16 protein-coding genes are annotated in these 16322 nt (G+C 68.1%); 7 read left to right on the top strand and 9 right to left on the bottom strand.

Annotated elements, in window-relative coordinates:
• Both VFU06_02245 and VFU06_02240 read right to left on the bottom strand, forming a co-directional pair.
• On the bottom strand, positions 1-1128 hold a 1128-nt coding region (locus VFU06_02245; protein HEU5208207.1), incomplete at its 3' end, for an ABC transporter permease.
• Positions 1129-1242: 114 nt separating this feature from the next.
• Positions 1243-2415 (bottom strand): DUF1343 domain-containing protein, encoded by a 1173-nt coding sequence (locus tag VFU06_02240; GenBank protein HEU5208206.1) that lies wholly within the window; start codon positions 2413-2415, stop codon positions 1243-1245.
• 143 nt (positions 2416-2558) lie between these two features.
• Here VFU06_02240 and VFU06_02235 point away from each other — a divergent pair, with 143 nt between their 5' ends.
• Both VFU06_02235 and VFU06_02230 read left to right on the top strand, forming a co-directional pair.
• Positions 2559-3806: a GNAT family N-acetyltransferase gene (locus VFU06_02235; protein ID HEU5208205.1), complete on the top strand. Its 1248-nt coding sequence runs from the start codon at positions 2559-2561 to the stop codon at positions 3804-3806.
• Positions 3785-5464, top strand: coding sequence for an ABC transporter substrate-binding protein (locus VFU06_02230; protein ID HEU5208204.1), 1680 nt, complete (start codon positions 3785-3787; stop codon positions 5462-5464). The genes VFU06_02235 and VFU06_02230 overlap by 22 nt, the downstream gene beginning before the upstream one ends.
• A 1-nt stretch (position 5465) precedes the next feature.
• On the opposite strand, the gene VFU06_02225 is transcribed toward VFU06_02230, so the two are convergent.
• From VFU06_02225 to VFU06_02215, 3 genes are read right to left on the bottom strand one after another with little or no spacing between them, the layout of a single operon-like run.
• A complete protein-coding gene (locus VFU06_02225; GenBank protein ID HEU5208203.1) occupies positions 5466-5807 on the bottom strand; it encodes a tRNA-binding protein in 342 nt (113 codons plus the stop codon).
• The gene (locus VFU06_02220) at positions 5804-7081 is read right to left on the bottom strand and encodes an MFS transporter (GenBank protein ID HEU5208202.1); all 1278 of its coding nucleotides are present in this window, start codon (positions 7079-7081) and stop codon (positions 5804-5806) included. Before VFU06_02220 ends, VFU06_02225 begins: the two co-directional genes overlap by 4 nt.
• Positions 7078-7914 carry a hypothetical protein gene (locus VFU06_02215; GenBank protein HEU5208201.1) on the bottom strand — a complete coding sequence of 279 codons (837 nt, stop codon included), beginning with the start codon at positions 7912-7914 and terminating at the stop codon, positions 7078-7080. Before VFU06_02215 ends, VFU06_02220 begins: the two co-directional genes overlap by 4 nt.
• Positions 7915-8036: 122 nt before the next feature.
• Here VFU06_02215 and VFU06_02210 point away from each other — a divergent pair, with 122 nt between their 5' ends.
• A complete protein-coding gene (locus VFU06_02210) occupies positions 8037-8825 on the top strand; it encodes an SURF1 family protein (GenBank protein HEU5208200.1) in 789 nt (262 codons plus the stop codon).
• A gap of 48 nt (positions 8826-8873) precedes the next feature.
• On the opposite strand, the gene VFU06_02205 is transcribed toward VFU06_02210, so the two are convergent.
• Positions 8874-9242, bottom strand: a complete 369-nt coding sequence (locus tag VFU06_02205; protein ID HEU5208199.1) for a hypothetical protein — start codon at positions 9240-9242, stop codon at positions 8874-8876.
• A 273-nt stretch (positions 9243-9515) separates the two neighbouring features.
• On the opposite strand from VFU06_02205, the gene VFU06_02200 reads away from it, so the two are divergent.
• From VFU06_02200 to VFU06_02185, 4 genes are read left to right on the top strand one after another with little or no spacing between them, the layout of a single operon-like run.
• Positions 9516-10271 (top strand): hypothetical protein, encoded by a 756-nt coding sequence (locus VFU06_02200; protein HEU5208198.1) that lies wholly within the window; start codon positions 9516-9518, stop codon positions 10269-10271.
• A 29-nt stretch (positions 10272-10300) separates the two neighbouring features.
• Positions 10301-11098: a VOC family protein gene (locus VFU06_02195; GenBank protein ID HEU5208197.1), complete on the top strand. Its 798-nt coding sequence runs from the start codon at positions 10301-10303 to the stop codon at positions 11096-11098.
• Positions 11099-11102: 4 nt separating this feature from the next.
• Positions 11103-11669 carry a nucleoside deaminase gene (locus VFU06_02190; protein HEU5208196.1) on the top strand — a complete coding sequence of 189 codons (567 nt, stop codon included), beginning with the start codon at positions 11103-11105 and terminating at the stop codon, positions 11667-11669.
• The gene (locus VFU06_02185; GenBank protein HEU5208195.1) at positions 11662-12762 is read left to right on the top strand and encodes an NAD(P)/FAD-dependent oxidoreductase; all 1101 of its coding nucleotides are present in this window, start codon (positions 11662-11664) and stop codon (positions 12760-12762) included. The genes VFU06_02190 and VFU06_02185 overlap by 8 nt, the downstream gene beginning before the upstream one ends.
• Before the next feature lie 13 nt (positions 12763-12775).
• Here VFU06_02185 and VFU06_02180 read toward each other — a convergent pair whose 3' ends face one another.
• The 3 genes from VFU06_02180 to VFU06_02170 all read right to left on the bottom strand — a co-directional run.
• On the bottom strand, positions 12776-14167 hold the full coding sequence (locus VFU06_02180) for an amidohydrolase family protein (GenBank protein HEU5208194.1): 1392 nt from the start codon (positions 14165-14167) through the stop codon (positions 12776-12778).
• 48 nt (positions 14168-14215) lie between these two features.
• Complete coding sequence (locus VFU06_02175; GenBank protein HEU5208193.1) at positions 14216-15178, bottom strand: magnesium transporter CorA family protein; 963 nt, start codon at positions 15176-15178, stop codon at positions 14216-14218.
• Between the two features lie 243 nt (positions 15179-15421).
• Positions 15422-16322, bottom strand: a 901-nt coding sequence (locus VFU06_02170; GenBank protein ID HEU5208192.1) for a PD-(D/E)XK nuclease family protein, incomplete at its 5' end; no start/stop codon positions are given.

Raw genomic sequence — 16322 nt, 5'->3', positions numbered from 1 at the left:
CAGCGACAGCGTCCACCAGGCGACCAGGATGCCGGCAAGCGATCCGAGCAGTCCGAGCAGGACCGATTCGGTGAGCAGCTGCGCCATCACCTGGCGCCGGTTCGCGCCGATCGACAGCCGCACCGCCATCTCCATCCCGCGATTCGCGCCCCGCGCGAGCAGCAGGTTGGCGATGTTGGCGCATGCAATGAGCAGCACGACGAGCGCGGTGCCCATCAGGAGCAGCAGCGGGGTGCGCGCCTCGGTGTGAACGGAGCTCTGCCCGCGCCGGCCGTCCGACACCTCGACTTCCTTGGCGCGGAACTGATTCATGAACTGCTCACTGAATGCACCCTGCTGCAGCGGCGTCTCCACGTCCGTGATGATCGGCCTGTAGACCGCATTCACCGCCAGCTCTGCCTGTTCCAGCGTCACGCCCTCCTTCAGCCGGGCGAACAGGTAGATCCAGTAGTTCCGACGGTTCTCGAAGCCGTCGAATCCGGGGTTGAGCACGCCGCGCATGGTGATCGGAACGAAGACCACGGGCCTCGACCCCACCGTCGTGCCGTTGAACTCCTTCGGCCCCACACCGATGATCGTGAATGGCTGACCGTTGATGATGATCGTTCTGTTGATCACATCCGGGTCGGCGCCGAGCCTGCCCTCCCAGAACGCGTGGCTGAGCACCGCGACGTAGTGCGAGCCTACCGCCTGGTCGTCGGCCGGGCCGAGCAGCCGGCCGAGCGCGGGGCGCAGGCCGAGTGTGCCGAAGTACGAGCCCGAGGCCATGACCCCTTCGCCGTTCAGCGTCTCGCCGTCGTAGGCGATGTTCGCGCTGAACAGGCGATGCGCCGCGACACTGCTGAACGAGGTCTGTGCCTTCTCGAGGTCGCGGAACATCGGGTAGCTGAAGATCACGTCGCAATCGCCGGCCTGGTTGCACGACGTCGATCCGGGCTTCGGCCCTGGCGCCGCGAGGTTCGCGAGCCGCTCGGGCTGGTGCACCGGCAGGGGCGCCATCAGCAGCTGATCGAACAGCGAGTAGATCGCGGCATTGGCGCCGATGCCCAGCGCAAGTGAGATGATCGCCACGATCGTGACAAACGGGGACTTGAACAGCGTTCGGAAGGCGAGCCTGACGCTTCGCATGGAGACCGGTGTCGTTTCGGGATCGATCGGTGGCCGGGTGCGCCCGGCGATGCTGCAGCGACTACGGGTTGGACAGCATGGGGGTTTCGAAGGTTGCAGTGCAGCGACCGCCGATCAGTACAGCCGGTAACGCTCCCGCACCGGACGCCAGGTCTCCAGCTCGGCCTCCCAGCGCGTCCAGATGCTGTCAGGCGCAACTCCCCGATCGAAGGCCTCGCGCGCCCATTGCGACCCGAGCATCTGGGTCATGCCGTCGTTGGTCACGCGGAACTGCTCCGGGTGCAACCTGCGGATCTCACTCAGCAGGACCAGCGTCATCCAGACGGGCTGGAACCGGTCGCGATCCGTGATCCGCAGCCGGATCGCGCGCACGCGCTCGTCGCGGAAGGGCACCCAGCCCGTGCCGCGCGGCACATAGCTCGTCGTGTCCAGCACGACGCCGGGGATGTCGTATGCCTGCGCGCGGGCCAGGACCGCCGCCGCGTCGAGCCACGGCGCCCCCAGCGTTGCGAACGGCGCGCTCGTCCCCCGACCGACCGTCAGATTCGTCGCCTCGGCCAGAACGAGACCGGCGTAGGCGAGTGCTGCGTCCAGTGAACGGATGTTGGGCGACGGATCGATCCAGGGCAGGCCGGTCTCATCGAACCACATGTCGCCCTTCCAGCCGGCGACCGGAATGACCGTAAGGTCCGCACCGACGTCGTACTCCGCGTTGATGTAGCGCGCGATCTCCCCCACCGTCATGCCATGCCGGAGCGGCACCGGATAGTACCCGGTGATGGGCTGCCCGACGTTGCGCATCTCCGGCTGCATCAGCGGGCCTTCCATGCGGTGTGTGATCGGGTTCGGCCGGTCCAGCACGATGAACGGAATCTGCTGCGCGGCAGCAGCTTCCATCGCCATTGCCATGGTCCACACGAACGTGTACGGCCGCGCACCGATATCCTGCATGTCGAAAAGCAGCACATCGACACCGCGCAGCATTTCCGGCGTCGGTCGCTGCGTCGAACCGTAGAGCGAGTGAACCGGCACCCCGGTCCGGGTGTCGATGCCACTCTCGATCTTGACGCCGCCCTCGACCTCACCACGCAGCCCGTGCTCGGGCCCGAAGAGCGCGACGAGCTGCACATCCGGCGAGGCGTGCAGCAGATCGATGCCGCTTTCCCCGGCGGATGTGACGGCGGTCTGGTTCGTCAGGAACCCCACCCGCCGGCCACGCACCAGGTGGGCGGAATCGCGCAGCAGCACCTCGAGTCCGGGCACAACGTCCGGGACCGGGGCGGTCATTGAAAGCTCCGCACTTCCTGCGGGCGCGCACGCGGCGGGCAGTGCGAGCCCAGCCGCAAGGAACGCGATTCGAGCTTGGCGTCGTATCATGGGTCTTTCTATGTTACCGCGCCCGTACGGTTCCCGCGATGCGTGAGGCCCGATTGTCCGAGACGCTGCACTGCCGGTTTGCTGGAGACGCCGACGTCCCGGATGTCGCGCGCCTCGTCCGCCACAGCTTTCCGTCTGCCATCCGTACGCAGGAGTCGGTCGAGGAGCTGCTGCGCGCTCCACGTTACGGCGGCGGGCTCGAGACGCTGCTCGTGGGCGAGCTCGATGGCAGGATCGCCGGTGCCCTCCAGCTCCATCCCCTGCAGCAGTGGGTCGGCGGAGTCCGGCTGCCGATGGCCGGCGTGGGCACGGTCGCGATCTCGCCCGCCTACCGGCGGCGCAGGCTCGCCGAACAGCTCGTCGCCACGGGTCTGCGCGCGGCGCGCGAGCGCGGCGACCTGGTTTCCGCGCTCTACCCCTTCCGTGTCGGCTTCTACCACCGCCTCGGGTACGGCAACGCGGGTGTGGCCGAGCAGTGGCAGATCCCGGCGCGCTCGCTCGGCGACTCGCCCGAGCGTGTGAACGTCGAGCTGCTCGAGACGGAGGCCGGACGCAACGAGGCATTCGAAGTGTACTGCGCATGGGCGCGCGCGCAGAACGGCCAGCTCGAGCGTTCCCCCGCCATGTGGAGCGGGCTGGTGCAGCAGCCCGGACGGGCGCTCGCAGGCTACAGGGACGATGACGGCAGGCTCGCGGGGTATGCGCTCGTCACGTATCGCACGGATCTCCCGCGCCGCGATCGCTTCCTCGAAGTCGACGAGATCGTCTGGACCACGCCGGCATCCCGCCGGGCGCTCTACGCGTGGCTCGCATCCCTGGCCGATCAGTGGGACCAGCTGCTCATACGTACGCTGCCGTCCCACCGCATGCAGGACTGGGTGAGCGAGCCCCGACTGCCGCCGGACGCCGCTCCCTCGTGGCAACTGTGGTCACCGGCGGCGACGCTCATGATGGGGCCGATGTTCCGCCTGGTCGACGTCGTCCGCGCATGGGAACAACGCACCATCGTTGACACCGCGAAGATGAGCATCGCGCTCGAGCTGGACGACGCACACCTTCCGGAGAACGCCGGACGCTGGGTGCTTTCACTCGAGGCTGGCGGCTCGACGCTCGCCCGGACCGGCACGGCACCCGCAACGCTGCGGCTCGGGATCGCAACGCTTTCACGCCTGTACATCGGCGCGCTCTCCGCAACGGCGGCCGCCACGGCGGGGCTGCTCGATTGCGACCGACCCGGGCTTCTGCCCGCGCTCGATGCCGCCCTCGCACTCCAGGAGCCATGGCTGTTCGACCGATTCTGAGACGCCCGGCCGCCATCCTTGCCGCCGGACTCGTCGCTTTCGCGACAGGCTGCGGCGACAGGGAGCCGGATCAGCAGCGCATCGCGACGGCTGCGGATACGACGTACGACACATTCGGCGGCGGACCGCCCGGCGGCACGCTCGTGGTGCTCGCGGACCGCGAGCCGGACCAGCTCAACCCGCTCACGTTCAGCAGCAACGCCGCCTACCATCCGGTGCACCTGATGTTTCGTGCTCTCGGGGTCCGGGACAGCACGCTGAGCAGCATGGCGCCGGACCTCGCAGCTTCCTGGGCAATGGAGGACGACTCCACGCTCGTGATCACGCTGCGCGAGAGCGTGCGCTGGCACGACGGCAGGCCAGTGACGGCGGACGACGTCGTCTTCACCATCGAGCGGCAGGGAGACCCACAGACGGCTTCCCCGCGGCAGGCCGACGTGGCGGCGGTGAAGAGTGCACGTGCGCGCGACAGCCTCACGGTCGAGATCACGATGCGGCGGGCCGGCCCCTACGCCGTGAACGCAATACTCGAGGTCATGCCCGTGCCGCGGCACCTGCTCGAGTCCGTTGCGCCGCAGGACATGCGCAACTCGGCATTCGGACGGAACCCGGTCGGCAACGGCTTCTACCGCTTCGGCACCTGGACCGCGGGCCGGAACCTGACCCTGCACGTAAACGAACAGCGGCCGGATCGCGCGTCGATCGACCGGATCATCATGCGGTTCCTGCCGGACATGAACTCGGCGATCACCGAGCTGCTTGCCGGGCAGGGCGACCTGATCGCAAAGCTGCCCCCCGAGCAGCGGACGCGCGTCGATGCTGCGGAGCATGTGGTCGTCTACAGCGGGCCGCGCGTGCGCCCCGCATGGATCGCGTGGAACACACGACGTCCGCCGCTGGACGACGCGCGCGTTCGGCGCGCCCTGCTGATGGCGGTCAATCGCGATGAAATCGCGACCGCGCTGTTCGGTGAGGTCGGCGAGGCCGCATACTCGCCGATCCCGACCGCGATGCGTGAGCACACGCCGTCGGTGCAGCCGCTGCAGTATGACACGACGGCCGCACGTGAGCTGCTCGCGCAGGCTGGATGGACCGACACCAACGGGGACGGCACCGTGGACCGCAACGGCCAGCCCCTGCGCATCGAGGTGGATTACATCAGCACCGACCCGACGCGCCGCGACGTGCTCGTGGCCATGCAGAGCATGCTGCGCGAGGTCGGCGTCACGCTCGTGCCGCGCGCATACGAGAGCACCGCGTGGGTGACCCGCCTGAGGGAGGGCGAGTTCACCGGCTCCTTCTGGGGTTGGGGCTGGGGCCCGAGCGTCGCCGGCTCCAACGCGGAAATGATCTTCCACTCCCGCTCGGTGCCGCCCGGCGGGCCGAACTTCGCCGGATCCGGCAGTCCGCGCATGGACGCGCTGATCGACTCGGCACTCGTCGAGGCGGACACGACGCGTGCCCGCGCAGTCTGGTCCGAGCTCGAGCAGCTCATGATCGACGACGCCGTCTACGCGCCGATCTACATGGACCCCGAGCTCTTCGCCCTGCACGCGCGCTTCAGCAACGTGCGCTTCCGGGGCATCGAATGGACGGAGGATCTGCCGTACTGGTACATCGAGCCGGCTGACCGGCTGCCGCGGGACCGCGCGCGCTAGACTAGAACATCCTGCCACCGGGCGGCACTGCGCGGTCGGGCGAGAGCAGCACGACCGCGCCATCGGCGTCCGGCACGCCCAGCACCAGCACCTCGGACATGAAGTCCGCGATCTGGCGCGGCGGGAAGTTCACGACCGCGATCACCTGCCGGCCGACCAGCGACTCCGGCGTGTAGTGCGCCGTCAGCTGCGCACTCGACTTCTTCTCGCCGATTCCGCTGCCGAAATCGATCCACAGCTTGATGGCCGGCTTGCGTGCCTTGGCGAACGGCTCCGCTCGCGTCACGCGTCCCACGCGGATGTCGACGCGCTCGAAGTCCGCCCACTCGATCGTCCCGCTCACGCGACCTCCGCACCCGCCTGCAGTCGCTCGGCCATCTCGATGCCCCGGCGCTCGCGGACGAAGAACATCATCACGAAACCGATCACGAAGAAGGCGATGATCGACGACATGGCCAGCTTGTGGTCGCCGGTGGCGCCGTGGATCTGTCTGTACACCAGCGGGCCCAGCAGGGCTGAAAGCTTGCCGGAAAACGCGAACAGTCCATAGAACTCTGTCTGCTTCTGGTCCGGTACCATGCGCGCGAGCAGGCTGCGACTCGCGGACTGGTTCGGCCCCATCATCAGCCCGATCAGGGTCGCGGCGACCCAGAAGCCGCTCCTCGAGTCTGCGCTCACGCCGATTGCGCCGGCGATGGTCAGTACCACCAGGGTGATCATGATCGTCTTCTTGCCGCCGATCCTGTCGTCGACGAAGCCGAAAGCGAAGGCGCCGATTCCGGCTGCGACGTTCAGCGCGACGCCCATCGCCAGCACCTCGCCGATGTCCATGTCGAGGACGTACCTGGCGTAAATCGAAGCCATGCCGATGACGGTCACCAGGCCGTCGTTGTAGATCATGCGTGCGAGGAGCAGCTTGGCCGGCTCGCGGAAGGTTCCGAGATGGCCGATGGTGCGCCGGATCCGCCCGAAGCCCTCCCGCACGTATGTACCCATGCTCGCCTCGCGGCGCGGCGCACGCTCCCGGACGAGGAAGAACATGGGGAGCGAGAAGACGAGGAACCACGCGGCGACCAGCAGGAACGTCGCGCGTATGTTCAGGTGATTCCCGGCTGCCGCCCAGCCGTTCACCATCATCAGTCCGAGTCCGAGCGCCAGCAGCCCGCCCATGTACCCCGTAAAGAATCCGGCGCCGGACACACGACCGATGTTGCGGTTGTCGGTCAGCTCGGGCAGGAACGCGTAGTAGAACACGTTCGCCGATTCGAAGCCGATGTTCGCGAGGACGAAAATGGTTATCGCAAGGACTGCCTGACCCGGACCGACGAAGAACAGCAGCGTCGTGAACAGGATCGACTGCAGTGCGGCGATGACCAGGAACGTCTTCTTGCGACCTGAATAGTCCGCGATCGCGCCGAGCACGGGCATGGCCAGAGCGACCACGACCGCAGATATGCTCAGACCGGACGTCCAGAGCGCCGTTCCGGTCCCCTCATCCGGGGCGATGACGTCTACGAAGAAGAGGTTGAAGATGAACGTCACGATGAGCGTGTTGAACGCCGAGCTGGAAAAATCGTACAGGCACCAGCTCACGATCTCCCGGCGCTCGACCTTCACGGCAGCAGCCTCACCACACGCCGCGTGCGTGCCTCCACCGGCACGGACCTGAGGTTTGCGCCCGGCAGATCCATGGTTCCCGTGGACGTCACCGTCTCCTCGCGCGAGAACAGAAGCGACGCCGATTCGTCCCACAGCGTCGTCGCCTCGCCGGATCCCACGAGTCGCTGGCTGACCTGCATCCCGTCGACGATGCCGTTCACGTCCACGCTCGTCGTGAAGCGGGAAACGATGACACGCAGCACGCGGCCGTCGATCGCCGTGTCCCCCGTGAGCGACGACGAGACGATCGTCTCGGTGCGGCTCTGCACGCCGGCCCCCTCGTCGCTCAGGCGGAGCGTATCCGTCCACACCGTGCCCGCCGCTACGGTGCCTCCGGGCAGGCGCGGGAAAAACTGGTAGTAGAACGACTCACCGCCGATGAAGCGCGTCAGCGCCCGCCCCACGGAGGGCAGGTGCATCGTCGAGTCCGCGCCGCTCCTGCTCATGCGGAGCAGTGCAGCCCCCGAAGGCACGGCGCTGGAATCGACACGGAATGCGACCGAGTCGCCAGCCTGGAACGTGCCGTCGACCGACTCGAGCCGGATCGACGCGAGCATGCCCGTGCTGTCCACGTGCATTCCCACCGTCGCACGCGCCAGCAGCGCGATCGTCGTGTTGAGGCTCTGGCCGCGACCTCCCCGTACGAGCACGCTCGTCGTGTCCGCAACGGTGTAGGATGCAGGGTTGACGGCCGGGACAGCGTAGGCGAGCGTCGGTACGGTCACGCGCGGCGCCGAGGCGCACGCGGCTATGGCCAGGAACAGCAGTGCAACGATGCAGCGTCTCATCATTCTCCGGATTCTCTGGATCAGGCATATCGGCAGGGCGCGGATGCTAGGATGCAGACCGGATCGGGGGGCCGCAATGTTTCTGAACGGTTCGACACGTGCCCCGGCGACAGGCCACGCCTTCGATGAGTGAACAGCACACCCGCGCACGACGCGCAATGTCGCGCAGCGCCCGCATTTCCGGCACCGTCCTGGTGCTGATCATCGCCGCCGTCTGCATCCGCCTCGGATTCTGGCAGCTCGCGCGTCTCGACGAGAAACGCACGATCAACGCGGCCGTCGCGGAACGCAGCGCCGAGCAGCCGGTCCGGCTGAGCGGCGCGGTTCGGGACAGCGCCGGCCTGGTCTTCCGCCCCGCCTCGGCGAGCGGTCGCTACGACAACGCGCGCACCATTGTTCTGCCGGGGCGCAGCTACCGTGGCACCCCCGGCGTCCTCGTCCTCACGCCGCTGCGTCTGGCCGACGGAAGCGCCTTGCTCGTGCAGCGCGGCTGGGTACCGGCGGCCGATGGAGCCACCGTGCCCATCGACTCCATGCACGTGGATTCCGCCGTGACCGTGACCGGGCTCGTGCTCCCCTTCCCCGGCGTCGAAAGCACACTCGCGGCCCGCGCACGCCCGGTCGAGCCGTCCGACTCCTTCCGCCGCGTCTGGTACTCGGTCGACCCTGACGCGCTGCGCGCGGCGTTCCCGTACACGCTGCTGCCGGTCCAGCTCCAGCGGCTGCCCGAGCCGGCAGGCAACGGAGGCGGCGCCCGCTACCCGCTCGCTCAGGAGGCGCCGGAGCTCGACGAAGGGCCACACCTGGGCTACGCAATCCAGTGGTTCAGCTTCGCGCTGATCTTTCTGATCGGATGGGTCGCACTGCTGTGGACGAGGCGGGATCCGCTGGAGGCGGACAGGCAGGCAGCATGACAGGCTCGCCGCAGCGGAGGTCCGGCGCCCTCCGCACAGCGGCCGCCGCTACCAGACCGAGAGTGACGAGAGTGCCAGGTTGTTCTCGAGCAGGAACTCGACTCGTTGTCCACGCCCTACCATCACCACCGGCGATCGATACGCCCGATCCGAACCGATCGGATCCGCGACGAAGAACAGCTCACCGCTCCCGCTGAGCAGCGGAAGAGGCAGATCGAACGCCTGCGTGGTCATCGACGTCACCGTGCCCAGTCTTACTCTGACCCCGTTCCGCTGTGCGTACACGACCATGTCCGCCCAGTTGTTGTTGGTTACCTCGACCGTCGCCTCCACCTCACCTGCAAGCGCATTCGCCGGACGATCCATGGTCCCGGCCGATGAGCAGGCGACGGCGCCGACGGTTATTGTTGCCGCCATGGCTAACCTGGAAGTGCGCCGCCACATTGTTGCCTCCTCGAAGCGAGAAGGTCGCAGGAGTACCGCCCCTGCGACCTCATCATCGGATTTCCCTGTCGTGCGGTGCCCGTCACCGCACCCCCCGATCAAGGGAATTTCCATGCCGTTCATGACGCAATTTGGAGTCAGATGACGCCAGCAAGCTCTGTCGTTCGCGTTTGGACTCGCCCCACTGCCGTGGCACGCATCGTGTCTCTCTGCTTCATTCTGCTCCCGCATGAAGCGAACGCCCAGTTGAGGCCACTCGAGCCGGTGAGGTGGGAAGCGTACACCGATGCGACGGCTGCTCGAGCGGGAATCGGTGTTGGCCTGATCGGAGAGCAGCGTGCATCGCTTGCCGGCACGCGAGGTACGCTCCTGGAGCTCGGCAACTGGTTCATCACCTATCGTTCGGGTCGGTTCGCGCTCGAGTTCGCCGGGACGGCGGTGCGCAGGTTCGAGGACGATGAAGTGCTCTCGCCCGCGTTCGAACGTACCGATGCGCCGGATGGTGATGCGCGCATCGATGCGGGCGACGTCCGGATCGCGACGTTGCTCCGTCTTGCCGGAAACGGTGACGGCTCGATGGCGGTGCTGCGGTTCGGCACGCGGCTGCCGACGACCAGCGACGAGCCGGGGCTGGACCGGGACCGGACGGACTTCTTCGGTACGGCGGCAGGGCGCGCCGCGCTGCACCCGATGGTGCACGTGTTCGGCGAAGCGGGTGTGGGGATTCACTCGACGATCGTCGAAGACTACCCGCAGAGTGACGTGCTGATCTATAATGCCGGCATCGAGGCCATGACGGACGCTGCAGGCGTTCGCCTCCAGGTGCTCGGCCATGACGACCTGCATCGGCGCGTAATTCGCGGTAACGAGGACCTGGCGGAGCTGCGCCTGGGCGGCTGGCTGGGTGAACGCCGTCGCATCGAGGTGCACGTCATACGCGGGCTGGCCGAGTTCTCCCCCGGCTGGGGCGTTCTTCTCATGGGAGGCATGGCGCTGTGGTAACATTGCCGCAGGGTACACGGATCGGAGTCGTGCGGCTGCGTGTTCGCGACCTGGAGCGTGAAGCGGGTTTTTATCGTGACGTGCTCGGGCTTCGCGAACAGGAGCGCTCCGATTCGCAGGCGACGTTTGCAGCCGCGGACGCGACGTCGCTCCTCACGCTCGTGCACGCGCCGGACGCGCCGTTTCGCCCTGCTCGCTCGACCGGTCTCTACCATTTTGCCCTGCTCTACCCGGACCGTGCCGCGCTCGGTGCTGCAGTGCGCGACGTGGCGGCCACGGAGCACCCGTTTCACGGCTTCTCGGATCATCTCGTCAGTGAGGCTGCGTACCTCGCCGATCGCGAGAACAACGGCATCGAGCTGTACCGCGACCGTCCCGCGAGTGACTGGCAGTGGCGTGGCGACTCCGTGGTCATGTCCACGGAGCGTCTCGACGTTCAGGCATTGCTCGCTGACGCGGACCCTGCGCCTCCGGTGCCCGGCCGCTCCGACGCTCTGCGCATGGGCCACGTGCACCTGCACGTGGCCGACAGAGAGCGCGCCGCGGAGTTCTACACGAGCGTGATCGGCCTGGACATCACCACGCGGGACTACCCGGGTGCCATGTTCCTGTCCGCGAACCGCTACCACCACCACCTCGGCCTGAACGAGTGGGCGGGCAATGCTGCGCCACCACCCGGCTCCACCGGCCTCGTGGACTTCGAGCTCATCGTCCCGGACGAGGGTGTCGTGCGAGGCATCGCTGAGCGCGCAGGCGGGCAGCTCCAGGACGGAGCCCTCCGCCTGCAGGATCCGGATGGCATCGGCATAGTGATTCGCACGCGCTGAGCGGATGAGCGCCCTCCCGGAAATCCGGATCGTGAACCCCGCGTGGGTCGCGGACGTCGTCGACGTGAACGGCACCTATTCCGACGATGAAAGTCGCATGCGTGTGGCCGTGCGTCTCGCGCACGGCAACGTGGTGCACGACACCGGCGGCCCGTTCGGCGCCGCCGTTTTCGATGCCGACGGGCGCATTGCCGGTCTCGGCGTGAACATGGTCGTGCCGTCCAACAACAGCTCGCTGCACGCGGAGATGGTCGCCTTCATGATGGCGCAGGCACGTGTCGGCTCGTACACGCTCGGCGCGCCCGGCATGTCCGAGCACGTGCTGTATACGTCATGCGAACCGTGTGCGATGTGCCTGGGTGCAACATTCTGGAGTGGTGTGAAGCGGGTGTTCTTCGCTGCGACACGCCAGGATGCCAGCGAGCTGTTCGACGAGGGACCCGTTTTCCGCGCCAGCTACGCGTACCTGGAGGAACGCGGCATCCGCTTCCGCGGGGGGCTGCTGCGGGAGGAGGGGCGCGCCGCGCTGGAGCTGTACCGCGACCGGCACGGCGAACGCTACAATGGCTGAGGCTCCCGTCGTCGTGGTGGGTGCGGGGCCGGCCGGTCTCGCGGCCGCACACGAGCTGCGCGTCCGCCGCATTCCATTCCGGCTGCTGGAGCGGGGCAGCAGCGTGGGCGCGTCCTGGACGCGGCTCTACGACTCCCTGCGACTGCACACCGGCAAACACCTCTCGGCCCTGCCCGGGCTGCGCTTCGGCCGCGACGTGCCGCTCTTTCCGACACGCGACCACTTCGTCGATTACCTGGAACGCTACGCCCGCCGTTTTGCACTCGACGCGGAGACGGGCACCAGCGTCACGCGCATCGACCACGACGGTCGCTGGCTCGTACGCACGACCGGCGAAGCGATCGAGGCGCGCGCGGTCGTGATCGCAACTGGCATCATCAGCGAGCCCGTGGTCCCGGACATCGCCGGGCGCGCGGACTTCCAGGGGCGCGTGCTGCACTCGGTCGAGTACCGCCGGCCGGCGCCCTTTGCCGGGCGGCGTGCGCTGGTGGTCGGCGTCGGCAACAGTGGCGGTGAGATCGGCAGTGAGCTCGCGCGCGCGGGTGTGGACACCACGATCGCGGTACGCTCAGGGGCCAATGTCGTGCCGCTCACGATCATGGGCATCCCGATCCAGTACCTGTCCGTCTACGTGCGCAAGCTGCCGCGTCCCGTGCAGGAACAGGTCGTCGCGATGGTTGGCCGGATCAGCGAGAAGCGGCGCGGCCCGCCCGTGCTGCCCCGCACGCGGCACTCACCGCTCGATGCGATTCCGCTGATCGGTTTTCACCTGGTCGACGAGATCCGCGCCGGTCGGATCGCGGTGCGCCCGGCCATCGAACGCTTCACGCCGAGCGGCGTACGGTTCAGCGATGGGACCGAGGAAGCCTTCGACGACGTCATCCTCGCGACGGGCTTCCGCGCCGCGCTCGGCCCCGTCGAGCACCTGGTTCGTCGCGATCAGAAGGGCTTTGCGCTGCGCACCGACCGCGTGCGCAGCGCCGACAACCGCTGTCTCTACTTCGTCGGGCAGAACTACGACTCGTCCGGCGGGCTGCAGAACATCGCGCGCGATGCACCGCTTGCAGCACGCGCCATCGAGGAGGACAGCTGACGTCCGGCGCTGTTCAGTTCGCTGGCGCAGCCGCCCGCTGTGCGATCGCGTCCAGGCGCGCTGCGAGCTGTTCACCGTCCAGCCAGCGGCCCTCGACCATCACGCCGCGTATGCGGCCGATGTTGGCCACGTCCTCGAGCGGGTTCGCATCGAGCAGCAGCAGGTCCGCACGGCGGCCTGCCTGCACCGTGCCCGCGCTGTCTTCCTCTCCGTAGAAGCGCGCGATGTTGACGGTGCCGGTGCGCAGCACCTCGTAGGGTGTCATGCCCGCCTGCACCATCAGCGGCAGCTCCCGCTGCAGTGAGAATCCGGGGACGCTGAAGAGCTGCGGTGCGTCCGTGCCCATGAGGATCAGCGCGCCCTCGTCGTGCAGCGCCTCGAGAATGCGCAGCCGAACTTCGCGTTCGGCCTGTGCGGCCGCGGCGTCCCAGCCGTCGTGAATGGTATTCACCTGCTGCACCCAGTTGGCGAGCATCTGGCGCGGCATGTAGCGCAGCTCTTCGCGCCCGGCCAGCTCGTCGCCGCGATGGCTGCCGCGCAGGACCTCCCAGAGCGCCATCGTCGGGACGTTGCCGACGCCCGCCTCGCGCGTCTCGCGAGCGATCCAGGCGATCTTCTCCTCGTCCACGTGGAGCGGCAGTGCCTGGCCGCGGGCGGCGCCCTGCATCGCCAGTGCGGGCGAATCATCGCGCTGGATCGCGTCCAGGTAATTGTCCAGGTGGTCGACCGTCGCCTGTCCGGCCTCCAGGGCATGCTCCAGCCCGACGGGATCCGGGACATGGCCGCTGAAGGTGATGCCGACTTCGCGCGCAGTTTCGGCCATGGCGTCGTACACCTCGCGGCTGAGCGCTTCGTGCACCTTGAGGTGGTCATAGCCGGCGGCCCTAGCCGAGCGCACGCGCTCCCGCGCTTGGGCAGGATCCGTCAGCGGGTTCTGGCCCATGCCCGCGAACGGCGGACTCGAGAGGAACAGGCGCGGTCCGATCAGCTCACCCGAGCGCACCCTCTCGCGCATGGCGAAATGGTTGGGATGCCCCTGCATACCGCGCACTGTCGTTGCGCCGGCCGCGACGTACAGGAAGAGCACGTCCTCCTGGAACTGGCCGGGCTGCGCGGGCACGTGCCCGTGCATCTCGGCGAGGCCGGGCATGAGAAACCTGCCCGAACCATCCACGCGCACCGCACCGGACGGAACGGGCGTGCTCGCCACCGGCCCGATCGCGCTGATCACGCCATTGCTCACCACCACCGTCTGGTTCGCGATGATGCGCTCGCTGTCCATCGGCACCACGGTGACACCGACGAATGCCACGTCCGCGGGTGCGCTCCACGAGGTCGGCACCTCCTGTGCGGCCGCAGGCGTCCCGACAGCGGCCAGTACCCACGCGAGCAGACGAGTCCTCATGCAGCCTCCGGATGTGAAGCGGTGATGCACGACGCCGATCGCGGGTCGTCAGATCCAGTCGCGCCGACGGAAGTACGTGAAAAGGCCCAGCCCGACGAACAGCATGATTGCCAGGGCGAACACGTAGCCGTGCCGCCACCCGATCTCCGGCATGTTCCGGAAGTTCATGCCGTACACGCCGGCGATGACCGTGACCGACATCAGGATGATCGACCAGGCGGTCATGATGCGGATAGTACTGTTCAGCGAGTTCGACATGGCGTGGTTCCGTGCCTCCACGACCGTGGACAGCAGCTCGCGCAGCGTGTCGATCTCCTCGGTCAGCCGCTCCAGGTGGTCGCGCAGGTCCTGGAAGTACGGCAGCAGCTCCGGTTCCAGCGCCACGATGTCGCGGCGCAGCGCGGTACCGATCACGTCCCGCTCCGGCGCGACCACGCGCCGGAACAGGATGAGCTCGCGGCGCACGCCGACCAGGTTGTCGAGCGGTGAGCGCTCGCCCGTGAGCGTCTCGTTCTCGAGGCGCGTCACTTTCTCCGAGAAGTCGTGCACGATCGGGAAGTAATCGTCCACGATCGCATCGAGAAGCCAGTGCACCAGCCCGCCCGTCGTCGTCAGCTTCGATGAGAAGCGCCTGCAGTACGCGACCAGCTCCTGTACCTCGGCGATCTGGTAGTGGGAAGCGACGACGACGAAGTGGGCCCCGATGAACACGTGCAGCTCACGGAACGCGACGCGCCGGCGCTCCCGGTTGATGGCCGCACCATAGAACACCACGAAGTAGTGTCGCGGGTAGCGGTCCAGCTTCGGGCGCTGCCGCCCGCGCATCACGTCTTCGACGGCGAGCGGATGCAGCCGCATCTGCTCGCGCATCAGGGTCGCCTCAGCCTCGCCGGGTCGCAGCATGTCGACCAGCACGAGCTCGCCAGGGACCGGCGCTCCGCGGATCCGTCGCGCAGCGTCCTCCGCAGTGAGCTGAGTCAACGCCGTCGACGTGAGCAGCCATGCGCGCACTTCGGGCTCGCCTCGCGACGGGGGCGTGCGGGCCAGGGATGACGTGAGCCCGGGTTCCGGCGCGGGTTCCAGCGCGGCGCCGCTGGTGTCTCGGCGTTCCGGCGCGGCACCCCTGCCGTCCCTGCGTTCCGGCTCCCGCTCAGCTCCGCTCAGACCCGCCTCCACAGCGCGCATTCGACAGCGTTGGTTGTCCGTCCAATGATGCATCCGCCCGCGCCCCGGGCGCCATGCGCATGCGGCGTGCTACCAGGACTCGGTTCGGCCGTCCGCCGTGAAGAGCAGCACCCGCTCGCGCACGGGCTCCCCCGTGATGCGCTGCCATGCGGCCGCGTACAGGTCGACCTGGGCGCGATACCTGGCGCGACGGGCCTCGTCGATGCCGCTGCCCGCTGCGTCGGACTTGTAATCCACGATCGTCCAGGCGCCGGCTTCACGGAACGCCAGGTCGAGGACGCCCTCGATGATCTCGCGGGTGGAGGCCTGGCCGTCCGACGGTTCGAGCTCGCTGATCGTAGCGGCCAGCTCCGCGTACTCGGCTGCGGTCAGCATCACCGCGAACGGCGCCTCGATCTGCAGGGTCTCCGCGGAACGTGCCCGCTGCCACAGCGGAGCGGACCGGACCGTGTGCACGATTCCCAGCAGCTCGTCCAGCTCCTCGGGCTCACCTCCCTCGTCCACGGGCCGTTCGGCGGCGAGCAGCAGGCTGCGCGCGTGCGCCCGCAGTGCGGCGCCGTCCGCGCCCCGCATTGCGGCCTCTATCACACCGTGCACGGCGCTGCCCCATTCCACGCCGCGCCCTGCCGGTCCTTTGCCCTTCCGTACCGCCCGCAGCTCGTAGTCGCTCAGCTCACCAGCGCGCAGCTTGACCGGTGCAGCGCGGTAGGTCGGCAGCGCGCGGCTGCGACGTCTCTCGTCCACCCGCCCCACGCGCTGCTGCATCTCGTCGGAGGTCAGATCCAGCGTTTCGCGCGGCGGCGCCGGCACCAGCGGCAGCAGCAGCTCGCGGCCGTGCTTCAGCGCCGCCGGGTACAGCAGACGCCACGGCGACTTCCTGACCAGCTTGTCGGCGGGCCGCGCGACGATCAGCTCTTCACCGGCACGGCTCGCCGCCACGTACAGGAGGCGTACGTCCTCGGCGTCGTCG

The organism is Longimicrobiales bacterium (assembly GCA_035764935.1).
Taxonomy (GTDB): Bacteria; Gemmatimonadota; Gemmatimonadetes; order Longimicrobiales; family RSA9; genus DASTYK01.
The sequence above is the reverse complement of the archived record's forward strand: the minus strand, read 5'-3'. Positions and strand labels throughout refer to the sequence as shown.

Bases quoted from the DNA above. Each gene is read 5' to 3' on its own strand.
- VFU06_02215 (HEU5208201.1), bottom strand. From the start codon at position 7,914: ATGATGAGACGCTGCATCGTTGCACTGCTGTTCCTGGCCATAGCCGCG.
- VFU06_02180 (HEU5208194.1), bottom strand. From the start codon at position 14,167: ATGAGGACTCGTCTGCTCGCGTGGGTACTGGCCGCTGTCGGGACGCCT.
- VFU06_02240 (HEU5208206.1), bottom strand. From the start codon at position 2,415: ATGACCGCCCCGGTCCCGGACGTTGTGCCCGGACTCGAGGTGCTGCTG.
- VFU06_02210 (HEU5208200.1), top strand. From the start codon at position 8,037: ATGAGTGAACAGCACACCCGCGCACGACGCGCAATGTCGCGCAGCGCC.
- VFU06_02190 (HEU5208196.1), top strand. From the start codon at position 11,103: ATGAGCGCCCTCCCGGAAATCCGGATCGTGAACCCCGCGTGGGTCGCG.
- VFU06_02205 (HEU5208199.1), bottom strand. From the start codon at position 9,242: ATGGCGGCAACAATAACCGTCGGCGCCGTCGCCTGCTCATCGGCCGGG.
- VFU06_02230 (HEU5208204.1), top strand. From the start codon at position 3,785: ATGGCTGTTCGACCGATTCTGAGACGCCCGGCCGCCATCCTTGCCGCC.
- VFU06_02185 (HEU5208195.1), top strand. From the start codon at position 11,662: ATGGCTGAGGCTCCCGTCGTCGTGGTGGGTGCGGGGCCGGCCGGTCTC.